The following is an 18,209-nucleotide window of genomic DNA, read 5'->3' as shown; positions in this document are numbered from 1 at the left end:
AACTAGAAAATATAGCGTTTCATTTTTATAGAGACAATAAATAGAATGTCGATGATTTACAGATAGGGCTGGCGCCAAACCTTTCCTGTGAAATAATTTCAAGGAAAATAAAATGAAAATCACAAAACTACAACTTATCTATCTTTCTGCTTTATCTATGTTGGGCTTTATAGCCACGGACATGTACTTACCTGCTTTTAAGCTGATTGAGCAGGACTTTGCTACCGGGCCAGAGCAAATTGCGCTATCGCTTACCGTTTTTTTAGTTGGTATGGGCTTAGGACAATTCTTATGGGGACTGGCCAGCGATCGTTTTGGTCATCGCAACACGTTATTTTCTGGCTTAGCCATTTTTACCGTCGCTTCGGTGGGGCTGGCATGGAGCCAAGAGGTATGGCAACTATTGTCTCTTCGTTTACTTCAAGCCATCGGCGTTTGCGCACCAGCCGTGATCTGGCAGTCGATGGTCATTGACAAGTTCGATAAAAAAACCAGCCAACAGGTTTTTGCTACTATTATGCCGCTGGTGGCGCTATCTCCGGCGCTTGCACCGCAGTTAGGCGTCTTGCTTACCGAACTATGGGGCTGGCATAGCATTTTTGTGGTACTAGCCATAACAGGAGCGCTTTTAGCTGCGATTACCCTATCAATGAACGATCAGCAAAAGATAGAGCAAAAACAAACCGCCATCTCAGATGATCTAAAGAGTTTATTAGCCTCACGTGACTATGTCGGCAATGTGTTGCTATACGCTGTTGCTTCGGCTGCTTTCTTTGCTTACTTAACCGGTATGCCAGAGATCATGAGCCAATTGGGTTACTCAGCGAAAGACATTGGAATGAGCTTTGTTCCGCAAACCATCGCTTTTATGCTTGGTGGTTACCTAGGTAAGAAGTTGGTGGTAAAGCTTGGAGATGAGACAGTCCTTAAACAATTACTTGGTCTAGAGACAGTGGCTATTTTACTGGTTTTTGTTGCATGCCAATGGGAACTTTCAAGCGTTTGGCCAATTCTCGCTCCATTTTGTCTGCTGGCTGTCGCGAATGGTGCGCTTTACCCAATTGTGGTCAATCGCGCCCTATCTAGCGCACCACATTGCTCTGCAACAGCGGCAGGATTGCAAAATAGCCTACAAATAGGCATCAGTAGCCTTGCCAGTGTCATCGTTGCTGCGTTCGCACTCGTAGCGCAGGCAGCCGTGGGTTATGTTATTTTAGGCTGCTTAGTCTTGATGTGGTTAAGTTACCTTATTGCTACTCCAACACTCACTCGTGGGCTTACATTGCCAGATAACTCACGCGTTGTAAGTGACGAATAAAAAAGCTAGCAGCAAAAAACCACAAAGGGCGACTCTGTCGCCCTTTACTACGTTAGAGGCTTTTTAAACCCCACTTTTCGGCCGTTGCCTTAAAGAAGCCTTGTGTCTTTTTCAGTTCGACCCAGTGATTAACATAATTAATCCAAACCTGATCGGTCTGGGGCAATAGCATTGAAATCGGGGTCGGTTTACGCGCTTCTTTTACTGGCGCGATTGCGAGTTGTTTGAATTTGGTAACCAATGTAGCCGCTTCGACATTTGACGTGACAGAAACATCAGCACGACGCGCCAACAGTTCCTGGAAATCACGAGCAGGCGCTTCAATCACAATATGCTCAGCTTTTGGAAAGAAGTCTTTCACCATCTTTTCTTGAACCGTTCCTAATGTGGCTGCTACTTTAACACTTGGTTGATTAAAATCCGCCCAGCCAGAGTATTTCTCAAGGTCTTTCTTTTGCACCACTGGAACAAACGCTAAATAAAAATAGGGCTGACTATAGCCAGCGACTTTGGCTCGAGACATATTTAGCGACGCGCTGCCCGTCATATCGTATTTATCAGCGGTAATACCATTCACTAGCGTTTTCCAATCCGTGGCTACGTATTCCACTTTCACCCCGAGATCTTTAGCAAGCTCAGTGGTCACATCAATATCGAACCCGCGATAAGAGTTGGTCGCCGGATCTTTTATGGTCATTGGGTTCCAATCCCCTGTAGTTCCGACTCTCAGAACTCCGTCATCCAAAATTTTCTGTAACCGGCTCACTTCCGCCGACACTTGCCCCACTGATAAAACAACGAGTGATAATACTAGAATCCACTTCTTCATTAATTAATCCCTTAAAGTATTTAACATTTTTCCGACAACATTGATAACATAGCAGTATATAAAAGATTTTTCTGGGAAAGAGAGGCCTTTGTGAGCCAAAAAATTATTTTTATCGCTCTTTTTTTACCATTTCTGCAAGGTTGTAGTGGCTATGACTGGGGATGGTATGTTCTCGATCCATCGACAACACAAGGACAGACAAACCTGCGGTTTCTGATCTCAGGCTTCTCAGATACCATAAAAATATCACTGCTCAGTATGGTATTGGCCATGTTGCTTGGCCTGCTTGTCGCCTTTCCTGCTCTATCGCACCGTCGCTGGCTTCAATGGCTAAACCGCGTGTATGTTGAAGTAATACGGTCCATTCCGGTGCTGGTCCTTTTGCTGTGGGTTTATTATGGCATGCCCACCTTACTGGACATTTCCCTCAATCACTTTTGGGCTGGCGTGATCGCACTCACTGTCGCTGAAAGCGCCTTTATGGCCGAAGTGTTTCGTGGAGGAATACAAGCCATTTCACAAGGACAACACGAAGCCGCAGAGTCGTTGGGGCTTAATTATTGGCAAAAAATGCGTTTAATTATCCTGCCCCAAGCATTCAGACAAATACTGCCACCGCTAGGTAACCAGTTTGTTTATATTTTAAAAATGTCCTCTTTGGTCAGTGTGATTGGTCTGAGCGATCTGACCCGGCGAGCTAATGAGTTGGTGGTTAATGAGTACTTACCGCTAGAGATCTATACCTTTTTAGTGATTGAGTATTTACTGCTAATTTTACTGGTTTCACAAGCAATTCGTTGGCTAGAAAAGCGCATTGCCATCCCCTCTCATTAACACCAAAAAAAGCCCCGATAAATCGGGGCTTAATTATATGATATTGATGACTATGACTTCTTTTTTACTGGGCGCTGCCAGTTGGCAATTCGGCGCTCACGAGCTCGTGAAATGACCAGTTCATCTTTTGCGACATCCTTGGTGACAGTCGAACCAGCACCTACAGTGGCACCATCGGCAATCGTCACAGGTGCAATCAGCTGAGAATCAGACCCAACAAAAACGTCATCACCAATGACCGTCTTAAATTTGTTCGCGCCATCGTAGTTACAAGTAATCACACCCGCACCAACATTAGTGCGCTGGCCGATCTCAGCATCGCCCAAGTACGTTAAGTGATTGGCTTTAGAACCTTCACCTAAACGAGCATTCTTCACCTCAACAAAATTACCGACGTGAGAGTCATTGCGCATATCCGCACCAGGACGAAGACGGGTGAATGGACCTACCGTACATTTTTCACCAACGGTCGCACCTTCAATCACGCTGTATGGACGGACAATAGTATTGTCATCGATTTCGCAATCTTTCAATACGCAACCAGTACCAATAATGACGTTGTCGCCTAGTGTTACACTGCCTTCAATAATTACATTTGTATCAATTTCAACATCCATTCCACACTGAAGCTGACCACGCAGATCAAAACGACTAGGGTCGCGCAGCATCACGCCCTGCTCTAGCAGAGTCTGAGCTTGCATTGATTGAAAAGCTCGCTCTAATCGTGCCAACTGAGCACGATCATTCACGCCTTCAACTTCAATAGGGTTGGCAGGATGCACCGCTTCAACCGCACGCCCTTCCGCGTGTGCCGCAGCGATAACGTCGGTGAGATAGTATTCCCCCTGGGCATTATTATTGCTCAGGCCAGATAACCAGCGTTTAAGATCGCCACCAGTAGCCACCAGCACACCAGTATTGATTTCTTTAATTAATTTTTGCTCTTCTGTCGCATCTTTGTGCTCGACAATCGCTATTACTGGGCCATTGCGACGTACAATGCGACCGTAACCCGCAGGGTTATCAAGCACCACTGTTAGCAGCGCAATACCGCCATTTGGCTGAGCATCGAGAAGGTTCTCGATCGTTTGTTCTGAAATGAGTGGCACATCGCCGTACAACACCAGCACTTTTTCATCGTCGGCAATGTGCGGGGATGCTTGATCAACCGCGTGGCCAGTACCGAGCTGCTCTGCTTGCAAAACCCAATTAACGCTCTCAGCGCTCAGAGTCTGCTGCATCTGCTCCCCACCATGGCCAAACACCAAGTGAATGTTTTGCGAACCCACGTTTTGACAGGTGTCAATCACATGCTTCACCATCGGTTTGCCCGCTAAGGTGTGCAACACCTTCGGCATATTTGAGTACATACGGGTACCCTTACCCGCCGCAAGAACCACTGCACTAAATTTCATTTTCTATCCATTGACGTTGTATTTTATGATTGTAATTTTAACGATGATCCGCTTAAGTGTTAAACTTTTTGGTCAAGTTTTCTCTAAAAATAAAACAAAAAGGCGACCTTGAGGTCGCCTTTGGTTCGCGGCTAATTTAGTTAACTAAACTAGCGACGCTTTTTCGTCAGTTCGATTACACGAAGCTGAGCGATGGCTTTAGCCAGTTCACTGGCCGCTTGTGCGAAGTCCATGTCGCCATGCTGATTGTGGATATGCTCCTCAGCCTTGCGCTTGGCTTCTTCTGCCTTCGATGCATCAAGTTCTTCACCACGGATTGCTGTATCAGCCAACACTGTCGCAGTGCCTGGCTGAACTTCAACAATACCACCAGAGACATAAATGAACTCTTCGTGGCCGTGCTGTTTCACGATACGCACCATACCAGGCGTAAGAGCGGTCAGCAGCGGAGTGTGGCCGTGGAATATACCCAGTTCACCTTCGCTACCGGTCACCTGGAATGTTTCAACACGGCCAGAAAATAGTTTCTTCTCCGCACTGACAACATCAAGATGAAAGGTTATTGCTGCCATATCGCCTCCTATTTAGCCTTATAGCTTCTTGGCATTCTCAATAGCTTCGTCGATAGTACCGCAGTACATGAACGCTTGCTCTGGAATGTCATCGTATTCACCAGCTAGTAGACCTTTAAAGCCACGCAGAGTCTCTTTAAGAGCTACGTAAACACCTGGGTCACCTGTAAATACTTCCGCTACGTGGTAAGGCTGAGTAAGGAACTTCTCAATCTTACGAGCACGAGATACAACTTGCTTATCTTCTTCAGATAGCTCGTCCATACCTAGGATAGCAATGATATCTTTCAGCTCTTTATAACGCTGAAGTGTTCCTTGAACACCTTGAGCGATATCATAGTGCTCTTGACCTACAACTAGAGGATCAAGCATACGAGATGTTGAATCTAGTGGGTCAATCGCAGGGTAAAGACCCATTGCTGCGATATTACGGTTAAGTACAACTGTTGCATCTAAGTGAGCAAAGGTGGTTGCTGGAGACGGGTCAGTCAAGTCATCCGCTGGTACGTATACCGCCTGTACAGACGTGATAGAACCAGACTTAGTTGACGTGATACGCTCCTGAAGTACACCCATCTCTTCTGCAAGAGTTGGCTGATAACCTACCGCAGATGGCATACGACCTAGTAGAGCCGAAACCTCTGTACCTGCAAGTGTATAACGGTAGATGTTATCAACAAACAACAGTACGTCACGACCTTCGTCACGGAAACGTTCTGCCATTGTTAGGCCAGTCAGTGCAACACGTAGACGGTTGCCTGGTGGCTCGTTCATCTGACCGTAAACCATTGCTACTTTTGATTCTTCAGGGTTTTCGATGTTTACAACACCGGCTTCCTGCATTTCAAAGTAGAAATCGTTACCTTCACGCGTACGCTCACCAACTCCCGCAAATACGGATAGACCTGAGTGCTGTAGTGCGATGTTGTTGATAAGTTCCATCATGTTGACGGTCTTACCTACACCTGCACCACCGAATAGACCGATTTTACCACCCTTCGCGAATGGGCAAATCAAGTCGATTACTTTAACACCAGTTTCTAGAAGGGCTGTCTCGTTAGACTGCTCTTCATAGCTTGGAGCTGAACGGTGAATTGCATAATGTTCTTCAGCGCCAATGTCGCCACACTCGTCAATCGCATCACCAAGTACATTCATGATACGGCCAAGCGTTTTGCTGCCCACTGGAACTGTGATTGGAGCGCCAGTATTTTCTACTGTCAAACCACGACGTAAACCATCAGAGCTACCCATTACGATTGCGCGAATTACGCCACCGCCTAGCTGTTGCTGAACTTCAAGAACAAGACGTTCTTTCGCTTCAATAACATTTAGAGCGTCGTATACACGTGGTACTTCACCCTGCGGGAACTCTACGTCGACTACCGCACCGATGATCTGTACGATCTTACCTGTAGCCATCGTTAATCCTCTAACTATTTAGTTTTACCTAAGCTTTAAACCGCTGCGGCCCCGGAAACAATTTCAGATAGTTCTTGTGTAATCGCCGCCTGACGGGCTTTGTTATACACAAGTTCTAGATCTTCAATAATGTCACCAGCGTTATCAGTTGCAGCCTTCATTGCAATCATACGAGCCGCTTGCTCACAAGCAAGGTTCTCGACCACACCTTGATACACTTGTGATTCTACATAACGAATCAACAAAGCATCGAGTAATGGTTTTGGCTCGGGCTCATAAATGTAGTCCCAAGAATGATCGCGCTGAACTTCTTCGCTATCCGATTTAGGCAAAGGTAGTAATTGATCGATCGTTGGTTCTTGAACCATAGTGTTCACAAATTTGTTGAACACTACGTACAGACGATCTAATTCGCCTTCATCATATTTCTTCAGCATCACGCCGACAGAACCGATCAAGTCTTCAAGACTAGGGTTATCACCTAGACCAGAAACCTGCGCGGCTACTTTAGCGCCACTGTTATTGAAAAATGCTGTCGCCTTTGAACCAACGATTGCCAGTTCGACTTCTGCACCTTTCTCAGACCAAGCTTGCATGTCTTTGATGGACTTCTTAAACAAGTTAATGTTCAAACCACCACACAAACCACGGTCAGTAGAAATAATGATATAACCAACACGCTTGGCTTCACGCTCCTCTAGGTACGGATGTTTGTACTCTAGGTTTGCATTTGCCAAATGACCGATCACTTTACGCATTGTTTCAGCATATGGACGAGAAGCTTCGCGTGCATCTTGCGAGCGACGCATTTTTGAAGCTGCTACCATTTCCATTGCTTTCGTGATCTTTTGAGTGCTTTTGACACTCCCGATCTTATTACGAATCTCTTTTGCGCCGGCCATTGTTACTCTCCGTTAGTGGGTGACCCTAGAGTCACCAACCAATTACCAAGTCTGGGTTGCTACGAAATCGTCGGTTAGCTTCTTAAGCTGCTCTTCAATATCGTTGTTAAATGCACCCGTTGCGTTGATTTCTTTAACGAAATCAGCGTAGTGACTATGAGCGTACGACAGTAGTGACGCTTCGAAATCAAGAACTTTGTTAAGTTCTACATCATTCAAGTAGCCACGTTCTACCGCGAAGATAACCAAAGCTTGGTCAAATACAGACATTGGAGCATATTGTTTCTGCTTCATTAGTTCTGTTACTTTTTGACCATGGTTAAGCTGCTTCTTAGTCGCTTCATCAAGATCTGACGAGAACTGAGCAAACGCTGCAAGTTCACGGTATTGAGCTAGAGCTGTACGGATACCGCCCGATAGCTTCTTGATGATTTTCGTTTGCGCTGAACCACCTACACGAGATACTGAGATACCTGGGTCAACAGCAGGACGAACACCCGCGTTGAATAGCTCAGTTTGTAGGAAGATCTGACCATCGGTAATCGAGATTACGTTAGTCGGTACAAATGCAGATACGTCACCCGCTTGAGTTTCGATGATCGGCAGAGCAGTCAAAGAACCCGTCTTACCTTTCACTTCACCGTTAGTGAAACGTTCTACGTACTCTTCACTTACACGAGCTGCACGCTCTAGTAGACGAGAGTGGAGGTAGAATACATCACCAGGGAATGCCTCACGGCCAGGTGGACGTTTCAATAGTAGAGAGATCTGACGATACGCTACCGCTTGCTTAGATAGATCATCATAAACAATCAGTGCATCTTCACCGCGGTCACGGAAGTATTCGCCCATCGCACAACCTGAATACGGTGCAAGGTATTGCAGCGCAGCAGATTCAGAAGCAGAGGCAACAACAACAATGGTATTCGCCAGTGCGCCGTGCTCTTCTAGTTTGCGAACTACGTTAGCAATCGTTGAGGCTTTTTGGCCAATTGCGACGTAGATTGAGAAAATACCAGAATCTTTCTGGTTGATGATTGCATCGATCGCCATTGCCGTTTTACCGATCTGACGGTCACCGATGATAAGCTCACGCTGACCACGACCGATTGGGATCATTGAGTCAACTGACTTATAGCCGGTTTGTACAGGTTGATCTACCGATTTACGGTCGATTACGCCTGGTGCAATCACTTCTACTGGCGACGTAAGCTTCGCTTCAATTGGACCTTTACCATCAATTGGCTCACCCAGCGTGTTAACAACACGACCAAGCATTTCTGGACCAACTGGCACTTCAAGAATACGACCAGTACCTGTTACTTTCATGCCTTCCTGTAGGTCGGCAAATGGGCCCATTACAACCGCACCAACCGAGTCACGCTCAAGGTTAAGTGCCAGTGCAAAGCGGCCACCCGGTAATTCAATCATTTCACCTTGCATCACGTCCGCTAGGCCGTGAATGCGAATGATACCATCGCTTACCGATACGATAGTACCTTCATTACGAGCTTCACTCACAACCTCGAAAGATTCGATACGTTGTTTGATTAGTTCGCTAATTTCCGTGGAATTAAGTTGCATGCTCCAATCCCCATCAAGACTGCAATGCATCGCTCAGGCGGTTTAATCGACCGCGTGCTGAGTTATCGATGACAAGATCTCCGGCTCGAATTATGACCCCACCAAGTAAGGTCTCATCTATACTGCAATTCAGCTTAACTTTGCGCGCTAAGCGCTTTTCCAGTTTGTCGCTGATACCAGCTTGTTGTTGCTCTGTTAGTTCTGATGCAGATACGACATTTACATCAATCTGTTTTTCATGCTCTTGTTTAAGAGAGATGAATTCAGCTAACACAGCAGGCAACGCTGCTAATCGACCATTTTGAGCCATTACCTTAATAAGGTTTTGACCAAACTCGTCAAACTGTTCGCCACCAATTGCAATGAAAATTTCAGACAACTTGTCTGCGGTTACAGCTCCAGAAAGGAGATCTGCAATACTTTCATTGTTGGTGACTTCGGCAGCAAAAGTTAACATTTCAACCCATTGGTCTAATGCTTCTTTTTCTACCGCAAAGTCAAATGCTGCTTTAGCATAGGGGCGTGCAATTGTAGTCAATTCAGACATAAGCGCCCCTCGCTTTAAAGTTTCGCAGTAATGTTATCGAGAATATCTTTTTGCGCATCTTTATCGATAGAACGCTCAAGAATTTTCTCGGCACCAGCTATTGCCAGAGTTGCAACCTGTTTGCGCAGCTCATCACGGGCACGGTTACGCTCAGCTTCAACTTCTGCTTCAGCTTGCGCTAGGATTTTCTGGCGTTCTGCCTGAGCTTCCTCGCGTGCTTCATCCATAATTTGAGCTTTACGCTTGTTTGCCTGATCAATAACTTCAGTTGCAGTGCGCTTCGCTTCTTTCAATTGGTCGGAAGCGTTGGCTTGTGCCAGGTTCAAGTCTTTCGCAGCGCGTTCAGCGGCTGCTAGACCGTCAGCAATTTTCTTCTGACGTTCTTCAATCGCCTGCATCACTGGTGGCCATACATACTTCATGCAGAACCACACAAACAGTGCGAATGAGATTGCTTGACCCAGCAGAGTTGCGTTCATATTCACAACAGCTACCCCTCTATTTATTCACTAACTAACTAGCAGTAATCAAAGGCAAATCGATATTTGCCACAAACGTTGATTAACCTAGTTGGCCAACAAATGGGTTCGCGAAAGTGAATAGAAGCGCAATTACGATACCAATCATTGGAACCGCATCAAGTAGACCTGCGATGATGAACATCTTAACTTGTAGCATAGGAGCCATTTCAGGTTGACGAGCTGCACCTTCTAGGAATTTACCACCTAGAATCGCGAAACCGATCGCCGTACCCAAAGAAGCTAGACCTACGATAAGGCCTACGGCGATTGCAGAAAAGCTCAGTAAAGTTTCCATTACTATCTCCAATTTATAGTTGCTGGCTAAAAGCCTAAATAAAAAGCGTTAAAAAATTAATGATCACTATCTTCATGTGCCATTGATAAGTAAACAATTGTTAGCATCATGAACACGAAGGCTTGGATCAGGATTACCATCACGTGGAAAATAGCCCACGGTAGAGAACCCATCCATTGTAAATACCATGGAAGCATTGCTGCACAGAGAATAAATACAACCTCACCTGCAAACATGTTACCAAACAGACGCATACCGAGTGATAACGGTTTCGCAAGCAACGAAACAATCTCAATCAACATGTTGAAAGGAATCATGATTGGGTGATTAAACGGGTGTAAAGTCAACTCTTTAGCAAAATTAACCGGACCTTTTACTTTGATGCTGTAGTAGATCATCAGAGCAAAAACGCCCAGTGCCATAGCCATGGTGATATTAACATCTGCAGAAGGAACCACTTTTAGATAAGGGATGCCAATCTGCTCTGCAGGATACGGTAAGAAATCGATAGGAATTAAATCCATCAAGTTCATTAGTGTAACCCAACAGAAGATAGTCAGTGCTAGGGGTGCTATTAGCGGATTGCGTCCATGGAATGTATCTTTGACGTTAGTATCGACAAATTCAACAACCATCTCAACAAAACACTGCAGCTTGCCCGGCACACCTGCTGTTGCTCCCTTTGCTACCTTACGGAACACTCCCAAAAAGAGTAAACCAGTAAGCACAGAGAAAAACAGGCTATCGATATGTACGTTCCAGAAACTCGACTCGTCCACCAGACCAAGGCTTCCTAAAGAAAGATTGGTTAAGTGGTGAGTGATGTAACTGGCCGATGTAAGCGCTTCACCTGGCGCAGCCATAACTCGTCCTATTTTTTGTTGTTAATGAATAGCACTGGCGCAAAGATATTAATACCTAGTGCCAGCAAATAGGTTAGTTTCAGGGGAACAAGTTCCACCCGTGCATACATGTAGACGGCCGAAAATAGAATCACCGTAATAAGGATTTTCAGTGCTTCTCCTGCATAGAAAGAGATCATCACCTGTTTTGAGGCTCGAGCTCCACTAAACATGAAAGCAAACAGCGCAAAAACTGCATTGGCAAACACAAATATGCCTCCACCAATCAGCGCCGAAAGTCCCCACTCAGCATTTACAGCAATCGCCATAACAGCCGCCACTATTGTAACCGCGCTAGCTTGGATTATTAACAATCGCTTTGCGAGCTCTCGTCCAGGCCTTACCAACGCCGCTACCATGTATTCTTTACCTCTAGTAATATCCACATTGCACCTAAATACTACTGTGCTGGGAAATTGGCGAAAATTATACGTTTCATTAAACTTATTGCAATTAAACCACAGCAAAAAGCCGCGCTTTTATTCACAAAACCATAACTTTCGCACAAAAAATCAATTAATCGATAATTGACCTACATCAATTATCTCATTTAGCTCTCAAGCTTGGCAATTAGTTGCTCTAATTTGTGAGGCTCATCAACACTTATTGTCACTTTAGACTTTCCGCTTGCAGACCGCGTTAATGAAACTTTAGCACCCAAGATTTCGCTCAGTCGCTTTGAAATTTCTATCGCACCGCCATCTTCTGGCCGTTTTTCTTCAGAAGAGTTCGGTTTTAAACACTTTTTCACTAAATCTTCAGTTTGACGCACCGTTAATTGCTTCTTGGCAACGGTACTTGCCACATCGCACTGCATATCACCTTCAAGGGCTAACAGTGCTCTGGCGTGTCCCATATCAAGAGCTTTGCCTTCAACCAGTTTTTTCACATCCGGCTCTAATTGGTTCAATCTCAATAGATTGCTCACAGCCGTTCTGGATTTACCGATTACATCAGCCACTTGTTGATGCGTTAACTTGAACTCATCTTGCAGTCGCTCTAACGCCTGTGCTTCTTCAATGGCATTTAGATCTTCACGCTGGATATTTTCAATCAACGCCATCGCGATCGCTGCACGGTCCTGAACGTTTTTGACGATACAGGGTACCTGTCTCAAACCTGCTTGACGAGCGGCACGCCAGCGGCGTTCACCGGCAATGATTTCAAACTGATCGTTACCAATACTTCGAACCACTATCGGTTGAATGATGCCTTGAGATTGAATAGAGGCCGCGAGTTCTTCAAGCGCTTCGGCAGCCATATCCTTGCGAGGTTGATAAATACCAGGTCGCAAGCTATTGATGGCTAAGTCCGTTAACTCTCCTTCCGAAGAGAGTGACTGACTGTGTGTAGCAACTTGTTGCTTTTCACGTGCTATTGAACTGGTAGATAACAGTGCATCTAGCCCTTTTCCTAAACCTCGTTTCGACATTGAGACCTTTCCTTAAATGGTTACGCTACGACTTCTTCACGGCGTAGCATCTCGCCGGCCAAAGCCAAATAGGCTTTCGCTCCAGCGGAATACTTGTCGTAGTACATTGCTGGCTTACCATGACTTGGCGCTTCCGCCAGACGTACATTTCGAGGAATGACGGTTCGATAAACCTTATCTCCAAAATGCTTTTTCAACTGGTCTGAGACTTCATTCGCCAGTCGATTTCTTGGGTCATACATGGTTCGCAATAGGCCTTCGATTCTGAGGTTTTCGTTCACCACTGCTGCCAATTTACTGATCGTATCCATCAAGGCGGTTAAGCCTTCCAACGCAAAATACTCACATTGCATTGGCACTAGCACAGAGTCTGCTGCTGCCATCGCGTTGATTGTAAGCAAGTTCAAAGACGGTGGACAATCGATAAAGATGAAATCATAGTTATCACGGATTGGGGCTAATGCCTGTTTTAGACGTATTTCACGTGCAAAAACTTCCATTAATTTGATTTCCGCAGCAGTCACGTCACCGTTAGCTGCAATTAAATCAAAATTACCCGTCGTCTGACGGCAAACTACGTCATCGAACGGTAATTCCTCAACCAACAAATCGTAAGCAGTTGTTTCTATCTGGTACTTATCGACACCACATGCCATGGTGGCGTTCCCTTGAGGATCCAAATCGATGACCAGTACTTTGCGTTTGGTCGCAGCCATTGATGCCGCAAGATTAATACACGTTGTAGTTTTACCTACGCCACCCTTTTGATTGGCGATAGCGACAATTTTTCCCACGACACACTCTCCATTATCCCTTAGCGGATAAGATTACAAGATGACGGTCACCTTCCAACTCAGGAACTTGCAAAGGTTTGATACCGATCACAGAACACCACTCGGGTCTGTCATCAAGCTCTGATTGATGAAGTTGGCCCTTTAGAGCATAAAAGCGACCATCTTGCGATTTTGGTAAGTGTCTACACCAATTAACCATATCCGTGATGGAAGCAAACGCTCGGCTTAAGACACCGTCAAACAACTCCTCAGGTTGAAATTCTTCCACTCGAGCCTGAACTGTTGTGACGTTCTCGATTCTTAGTTCATGCAAAACCTGTTTAATAAATCGGATGCGTTTACCTAAACTGTCCAAAAGATGGAAGCGTTTATCCGGATTCATGATAGCCAGTGGGATCCCTGGTAAACCTGGGCCTGTGCCCACATCAATAAATCGGTTCCCTTCGAGGTGCTCGCTAACGACGATGCTATCAAGGATATGTTTCACTAACATCTCTTCAGGATTACGAACTGACGTTAAGTTATACGCTTTATTCCACTTGTTTAACAGATTTACGTAGCCAACCAACTGGTCTCGTTGCTTTTCTGAGACCTCGAGTGAGGTTTGAAGAAGCAGATCATCAAGTAAAACTCTTAAAGAACTCATGCTGTTTCACCTTTTTTTAGCCAACCTTGTTTTTTCAGATAGACCAACAAAATGGAAATGGCCGCCGGGGTAATACCAGAAATTCGAGATGCAATACCAATCGTTTCCGGTTTGGTTTCAGACAGTTTGGCAATCACCTCGTTCGACAGGCCTTTTACATCGTTGTAGTCCAACTCGGCTGGCAATTGAGTATGTTCATGTCGCAGTGACTTAGCAATTTCGTCTTGCTGCCTTTGGATGTAGCCCTCATATTTGACTTGGATCTCTACCTGCTCGGATGCTTGATGATCATCAAGAGCAGGAGCAAAAGTCTCTAACGAGGTTAACTGTTCATATGAGATCTCTGGACGACGCAAAAGATCTTCACCACTTGCTTCACGCGACATTGGTGTTTTCAGCAGAGCGTTTAACTGCTCAATTCCTTGAGATTTCGGGTTCACCCAAACGTCTTTCAAGCGTTGACGTTCTTTGGACATATTGTCGACTTTCTCATTAAATCGTGCCCAGCGAGCATCATCCACAAGACCCAATTCACGCGCCTTTTCGGTGAGGCGAATATCCGCGTTGTCTTCACGTAGTAACAATCGGTACTCGGCTCGAGAAGTAAACATACGATACGGTTCTTTGGTCCCCATGGTCGATAGGTCATCAATCAAAACCCCCATGTAGGCCTGATCACGACGCGGGCTCCACCCTGGTTTATCTTGAGCGTATAAGCTCGCGTTCAAGCCAGCCATAAGACCTTGAGCGGCAGCTTCTTCATAGCCAGTAGTACCATTGATTTGTCCGGCAAAGAATAAACCTTGGATGAATTTGGTTTCGTAGGTTTGCTTGAGATCACGAGGATCAAAAAAATCATACTCTATCGCATAACCAGGGCGAACAATATGTGCATTTTCAAATCCTTTCATCGAACGTGCGATTTGGATCTGAACATCAAATGGTAGACTAGTCGAGATACCATTTGGGTATAATTCGTGTGTTGTTAAGCCTTCTGGCTCAACGAAAATCTGATGACTATTTTTGTCAGCAAAACGCATTACCTTATCTTCAATCGACGGGCAATATCGCGGACCAATACCTTCAATCACCCCTGCATACATTGGGCTTCGATCTAAATTGGCACGAATTAAGTCATGCGTTTTTTCATTGGTGTGAGTAATAAAACATGGGATCTGTGTTGGGTGCTGTTCACGACGTCCCATAAATGAAAATACAGGCGTTGGGTTATCACCGTGTTGTACTTCCATTTTTGAAAAATCGACACTTCGAGCGTCAATTCGTGGCGGTGTACCCGTTTTCAGTCGATCCACTCTAAATGGTAATTCACGTAATCGATCTGCCAACGCAATTGATGGTTGATCGCCCATACGGCCACCAGAGAAGTTTTCCATGCCGATATGTATCTTACCACCAAGGAAGGTGCCAACGGTCAACACAACGGATTTGGCGTGGATTTTAAGCCCCATTTGGGTAACAACACCACGGACATGATCTTGTTCAACAATAAGATCATCGACCGATTGTTGAAATAACGTCAGGTTGGGGGTGTTTTCAAGAGCGTGTCGAACATGCGCTTTGTACAGCGCACGATCCGCCTGAGCTCGAGTTGCTCGTACCGCTGGCCCTTTTGATGCATTCAACGTCCTAAATTGAATACCTGCGTAATCAATGGCTTGAGCCATTAATCCACCCATAGCATCCACTTCTTTTACCAGATGGCCTTTACCAATCCCACCAATGGCTGGGTTGCAGGACATTTGCCCTAAGGTATCGATGTTTTGAGTGAGTAAAAGTGTACTTTGTCCTGTACGGGCTGATGCGAGTGCCGCTTCCGTTCCAGCATGTCCGCCACCAACAACAATGACATCAAATGTTTCGTGATAAAGCATGAACCGACCTCTGGTATTCAATAGAGAAATTAGACAAACAAAAAGGAGCGATATTCTACCTCCTTTCAAGCGGTGATAAAACGCTTTTCGGTTTTTTTGGATCAAGACAAGAGATCTATTAAATATAAGATCTATTTATATGATCTTTTATTAGATCTATTATTAGGATCGCCCATTTCTGTGGATAACTCGAAAATGATCAACAAAGACATGGATCTTTTGTGGATCGTTTCTTGTGATCTTGCTCTGATCTGATCGAGGATTAGCTGGGATCAAAATGGCTAGTTATACACAGGGGGGGGAGAGAGGCTAAGTTGTTATTGGGATAACTATAGGTTCTTCACTGATTACTTGACTAGTTATACACAGTCTAAGTGGTTAAAATGTGAGCGGTCAGATCGTTGCTTGACCCCAAAATTTATACACAGGTGTAAAAAAAGCGGCAAAATGCCGCTTTCTGATGATGTAGTTCTGGGGTTAGAGACGTGAAATATGCGTTCTTAGCCACTCTTCAGCCTGATCCTCCGGGACCGAATGCTCAAGAATATCGATAGTGAAACAGTCACTCACCGGTGTTGCTCCTATATCAAGAAGTAACTCGTGAGCGTGTTTACCTGCCTGGCAAAATGTATCGTAGCTAGAATCACCAATGGCGATGACTGCATACTTTACCTCATCCATTTTCGGTGGCGTATTTTGTAAGGCTTGAATAAAAGGTTGAATGTTATCTGGGTAGTCACCAGCGCCATGTGTCGAGGTTACGATAAGCCATAACCCTTGATTTCCGATCTCAGTCAAATCAGGCTGGTTATGTATCTCGGTTTGTAGGCCTTGTTCTATTAAGAGATCACTGAGGTGGTCGCCAACATATTCAGCGCCGCCTAAGGTACTTCCTGTGATGATGTGAATCATTGTAATCCTTTTATTTTCCAATACAGAATGAAGAGAAGATACGGCCAAGAAGATCATCAGAGCTAAATTCACCGGTGATCTCGTTGAGGTATTGCTGCGTGATTCGAAGTTCTTCTGCTAGGATTTCTCCAGCCATGTAGCCTTCGAGCTGCTGCTGACCAATGGTTAGATGATCAGCAGCGTTAGCAAGGGCGTCGAGGTGACGTCGCCTTGCCATAAAGCCGCCTTCATTTGCGCCGTGAAAGCCCATGCAGGACTTCAAATGCTCGCGTAATGCATCCACACCCTGTCCAGTCTTTGCTGACAGCCTAATGAGCGTTGGATCATTGACGTGGCAGATCCCTAATTCTTCCTTCGTTTGATCCACTTTATTGCGGATCACCGTTATACCGATCTTTTCAGGTAGTTTGTCCATAAAGTCAGGCCAGATATCGAGCGGATTAGTAGCATCCGTTGTGGTGCCATCGACCATAAATAACACGCGATCAGCTTGTTCAATTTCATCCCAAGCTCTTTCGATACCGATACGTTCAACTTCATCTGAGGCATCTCTAAGGCCTGCTGTATCTATAATGTGCAGTGGCATACCATCAATATGGATATGCTCTCTAAGTACATCTCGAGTAGTACCTGCTATGTCGGTGACGATGGCTGAGTCTTTTCCTGAAAGTGCATTGAGTAAACTTGATTTACCTGCATTTGGCCGACCCGCGATAACCACTTTCATGCCTTCACGCATAATAGCGCCTTGGTTTGCTTCTCTAATGACTTCAGCAAGGTTATCAATAATAGTTTGTAAGTCAGCGGACACTTTACCATCGGCAAGGAAGTCGATTTCTTCTTCTGGAAAATCGATGGCAGCTTCGACATAAATGCGCAAATGGACTAGGGATTCGACCAATACGTGGATTCGTTTGGAAAACTCACCTTGCAATGATTGCAGGGCCGATTTAGCCGCTTCTTCTGAGCTGGCATCAATTAAGTCGGCAATCGCTTCTGCCTGTGTGAGATCGAGTTTGTCATTAAGGAAAGCTCGCTCAGAAAACTCACCCGGTCTTGCAAGGCGTAGCCCCTGGATTTCCAGAATTCGCTTAATGAGCATATCCATAACAACAGGACCACCATGCCCCTGTAGCTCTAAAACATCTTCGCCTGTAAACGAATGAGGATTTGGAAAATAGAGAGCGATACCTTGATCCAGTTCGAGGCCATCTGTGGCTTTAAACGGAAGGTATTCTGCATACCTTGGTTTAAGAGCCTTACCTGTGACCTCTAACGCTACCTGTGCTGCCTGTGGGCCGGAAACTCGGATGATGCCTACACCACCTCGTCCAGTCGCTGTGGCTTGCGCCACAATCGTATCAGTTGTCATATTATCGCCTAGTCGCATTG

At 45.3% G+C, this 18,209-nt stretch carries 19 protein-coding genes; 2 read left to right on the top strand and 17 right to left on the bottom strand.

What is annotated here, in order from left to right; genetic code table 11:
- Nucleotides 1–112: 112 nt before the first annotated feature.
- Nucleotides 113–1,318: a purine nucleoside transporter PunC gene (gene punC, locus LNL84_RS16840; protein WP_244358817.1), complete on the top strand. Its 1,206-nt coding sequence runs from the start codon at nt 113–115 to the stop codon at nt 1,316–1,318.
- A 52-nt stretch (nt 1,319–1,370) separates the two neighbouring features.
- On the opposite strand, the gene LNL84_RS16835 is transcribed toward punC, so the two are convergent.
- Nucleotides 1,371–2,147 carry a transporter substrate-binding domain-containing protein gene (locus tag LNL84_RS16835; RefSeq protein WP_244358815.1) on the bottom strand — a complete coding sequence of 259 codons (777 nt, stop codon included), beginning with the start codon at nt 2,145–2,147 and terminating at the stop codon, nt 1,371–1,373.
- 90 nt (nt 2,148–2,237) lie between these two features.
- Here LNL84_RS16835 and LNL84_RS16830 point away from each other — a divergent pair, with 90 nt between their 5' ends.
- Nucleotides 2,238–2,981 (top strand): amino acid ABC transporter permease, encoded by a 744-nt coding sequence (locus LNL84_RS16830; protein WP_244358813.1) that lies wholly within the window; start codon nt 2,238–2,240, stop codon nt 2,979–2,981.
- Between the two features lie 50 nt (nt 2,982–3,031).
- Here LNL84_RS16830 and glmU read toward each other — a convergent pair whose 3' ends face one another.
- The 16 genes from glmU to mnmE form a co-directional block, all read right to left on the bottom strand.
- Entirely contained in the window at nt 3,032–4,396 is a 1,365-nt protein-coding gene (gene glmU / locus LNL84_RS16825) for a bifunctional UDP-N-acetylglucosamine diphosphorylase/glucosamine-1-phosphate N-acetyltransferase GlmU (protein WP_244358812.1), read from the bottom strand.
- 149 nt (nt 4,397–4,545) lie between these two features.
- Complete coding sequence (locus LNL84_RS16820) at nt 4,546–4,968, bottom strand: F0F1 ATP synthase subunit epsilon (protein WP_244358811.1); 423 nt, start codon at nt 4,966–4,968, stop codon at nt 4,546–4,548.
- An 18-nt stretch (nt 4,969–4,986) separates the two neighbouring features.
- Nucleotides 4,987–6,390: a F0F1 ATP synthase subunit beta gene (gene atpD, locus LNL84_RS16815; protein ID WP_244358810.1), complete on the bottom strand. Its 1,404-nt coding sequence runs from the start codon at nt 6,388–6,390 to the stop codon at nt 4,987–4,989.
- Nucleotides 6,391–6,425: 35 nt separating this feature from the next.
- On the bottom strand, nt 6,426–7,292 hold the full coding sequence (gene atpG / locus LNL84_RS16810) for a F0F1 ATP synthase subunit gamma (protein ID WP_244358808.1): 867 nt from the start codon (nt 7,290–7,292) through the stop codon (nt 6,426–6,428).
- Between the two features lie 42 nt (nt 7,293–7,334).
- Nucleotides 7,335–8,876 (bottom strand): F0F1 ATP synthase subunit alpha, encoded by a 1,542-nt coding sequence (gene atpA / locus LNL84_RS16805; protein WP_244358806.1) that lies wholly within the window; start codon nt 8,874–8,876, stop codon nt 7,335–7,337.
- A 13-nt stretch (nt 8,877–8,889) separates the two neighbouring features.
- Entirely contained in the window at nt 8,890–9,423 is a 534-nt protein-coding gene (gene atpH / locus LNL84_RS16800; RefSeq protein WP_244358805.1) for a F0F1 ATP synthase subunit delta, read from the bottom strand.
- A gap of 14 nt (nt 9,424–9,437) precedes the next feature.
- A complete protein-coding gene (gene atpF / locus LNL84_RS16795) occupies nt 9,438–9,908 on the bottom strand; it encodes a F0F1 ATP synthase subunit B (RefSeq protein ID WP_244358803.1) in 471 nt (156 codons plus the stop codon).
- A 76-nt stretch (nt 9,909–9,984) separates the two neighbouring features.
- Nucleotides 9,985–10,239, bottom strand: a complete 255-nt coding sequence (gene atpE, locus LNL84_RS16790; protein WP_244358802.1) for a F0F1 ATP synthase subunit C — start codon at nt 10,237–10,239, stop codon at nt 9,985–9,987.
- Nucleotides 10,240–10,295: 56 nt separating this feature from the next.
- Nucleotides 10,296–11,102: a F0F1 ATP synthase subunit A gene (gene atpB / locus LNL84_RS16785; protein ID WP_244358800.1), complete on the bottom strand. Its 807-nt coding sequence runs from the start codon at nt 11,100–11,102 to the stop codon at nt 10,296–10,298.
- Between the two features lie 8 nt (nt 11,103–11,110).
- Nucleotides 11,111–11,500, bottom strand: coding sequence for a F0F1 ATP synthase subunit I (locus tag LNL84_RS16780; RefSeq protein ID WP_244358873.1), 390 nt, complete (start codon nt 11,498–11,500; stop codon nt 11,111–11,113).
- A gap of 191 nt (nt 11,501–11,691) precedes the next feature.
- Nucleotides 11,692–12,573 carry a ParB/RepB/Spo0J family partition protein gene (locus LNL84_RS16775; RefSeq protein WP_244358799.1) on the bottom strand — a complete coding sequence of 294 codons (882 nt, stop codon included), beginning with the start codon at nt 12,571–12,573 and terminating at the stop codon, nt 11,692–11,694.
- A 20-nt stretch (nt 12,574–12,593) separates the two neighbouring features.
- A complete protein-coding gene (locus tag LNL84_RS16770) occupies nt 12,594–13,367 on the bottom strand; it encodes a ParA family protein (protein ID WP_244358797.1) in 774 nt (257 codons plus the stop codon).
- A gap of 13 nt (nt 13,368–13,380) precedes the next feature.
- Nucleotides 13,381–14,013 carry a 16S rRNA (guanine(527)-N(7))-methyltransferase RsmG gene (rsmG, locus tag LNL84_RS16765; protein WP_244358795.1) on the bottom strand — a complete coding sequence of 211 codons (633 nt, stop codon included), beginning with the start codon at nt 14,011–14,013 and terminating at the stop codon, nt 13,381–13,383.
- Nucleotides 14,010–15,905: a tRNA uridine-5-carboxymethylaminomethyl(34) synthesis enzyme MnmG gene (gene mnmG, locus LNL84_RS16760; RefSeq protein WP_244358793.1), complete on the bottom strand. Its 1,896-nt coding sequence runs from the start codon at nt 15,903–15,905 to the stop codon at nt 14,010–14,012. The genes rsmG and mnmG overlap by 4 nt, the downstream gene beginning before the upstream one ends.
- Nucleotides 15,906–16,382: 477 nt before the next feature.
- Nucleotides 16,383–16,817 (bottom strand): FMN-binding protein MioC, encoded by a 435-nt coding sequence (mioC, locus tag LNL84_RS16755; protein ID WP_244358791.1) that lies wholly within the window; start codon nt 16,815–16,817, stop codon nt 16,383–16,385.
- 10 nt (nt 16,818–16,827) lie between these two features.
- The gene (mnmE, locus tag LNL84_RS16750; protein ID WP_244358789.1) at nt 16,828–18,189 is read right to left on the bottom strand and encodes a tRNA uridine-5-carboxymethylaminomethyl(34) synthesis GTPase MnmE; all 1,362 of its coding nucleotides are present in this window, start codon (nt 18,187–18,189) and stop codon (nt 16,828–16,830) included.
- Between the last annotated feature and the right edge of the window lie 20 nt (nt 18,190–18,209).

The organism is Vibrio gelatinilyticus, assembly GCF_022836845.1.
In the GTDB taxonomy this organism is placed as follows: Bacteria; Pseudomonadota; Gammaproteobacteria; order Enterobacterales; family Vibrionaceae; genus Vibrio; species Vibrio gelatinilyticus.
This window is presented reverse-complemented; position numbering and strand designations above follow the sequence as displayed.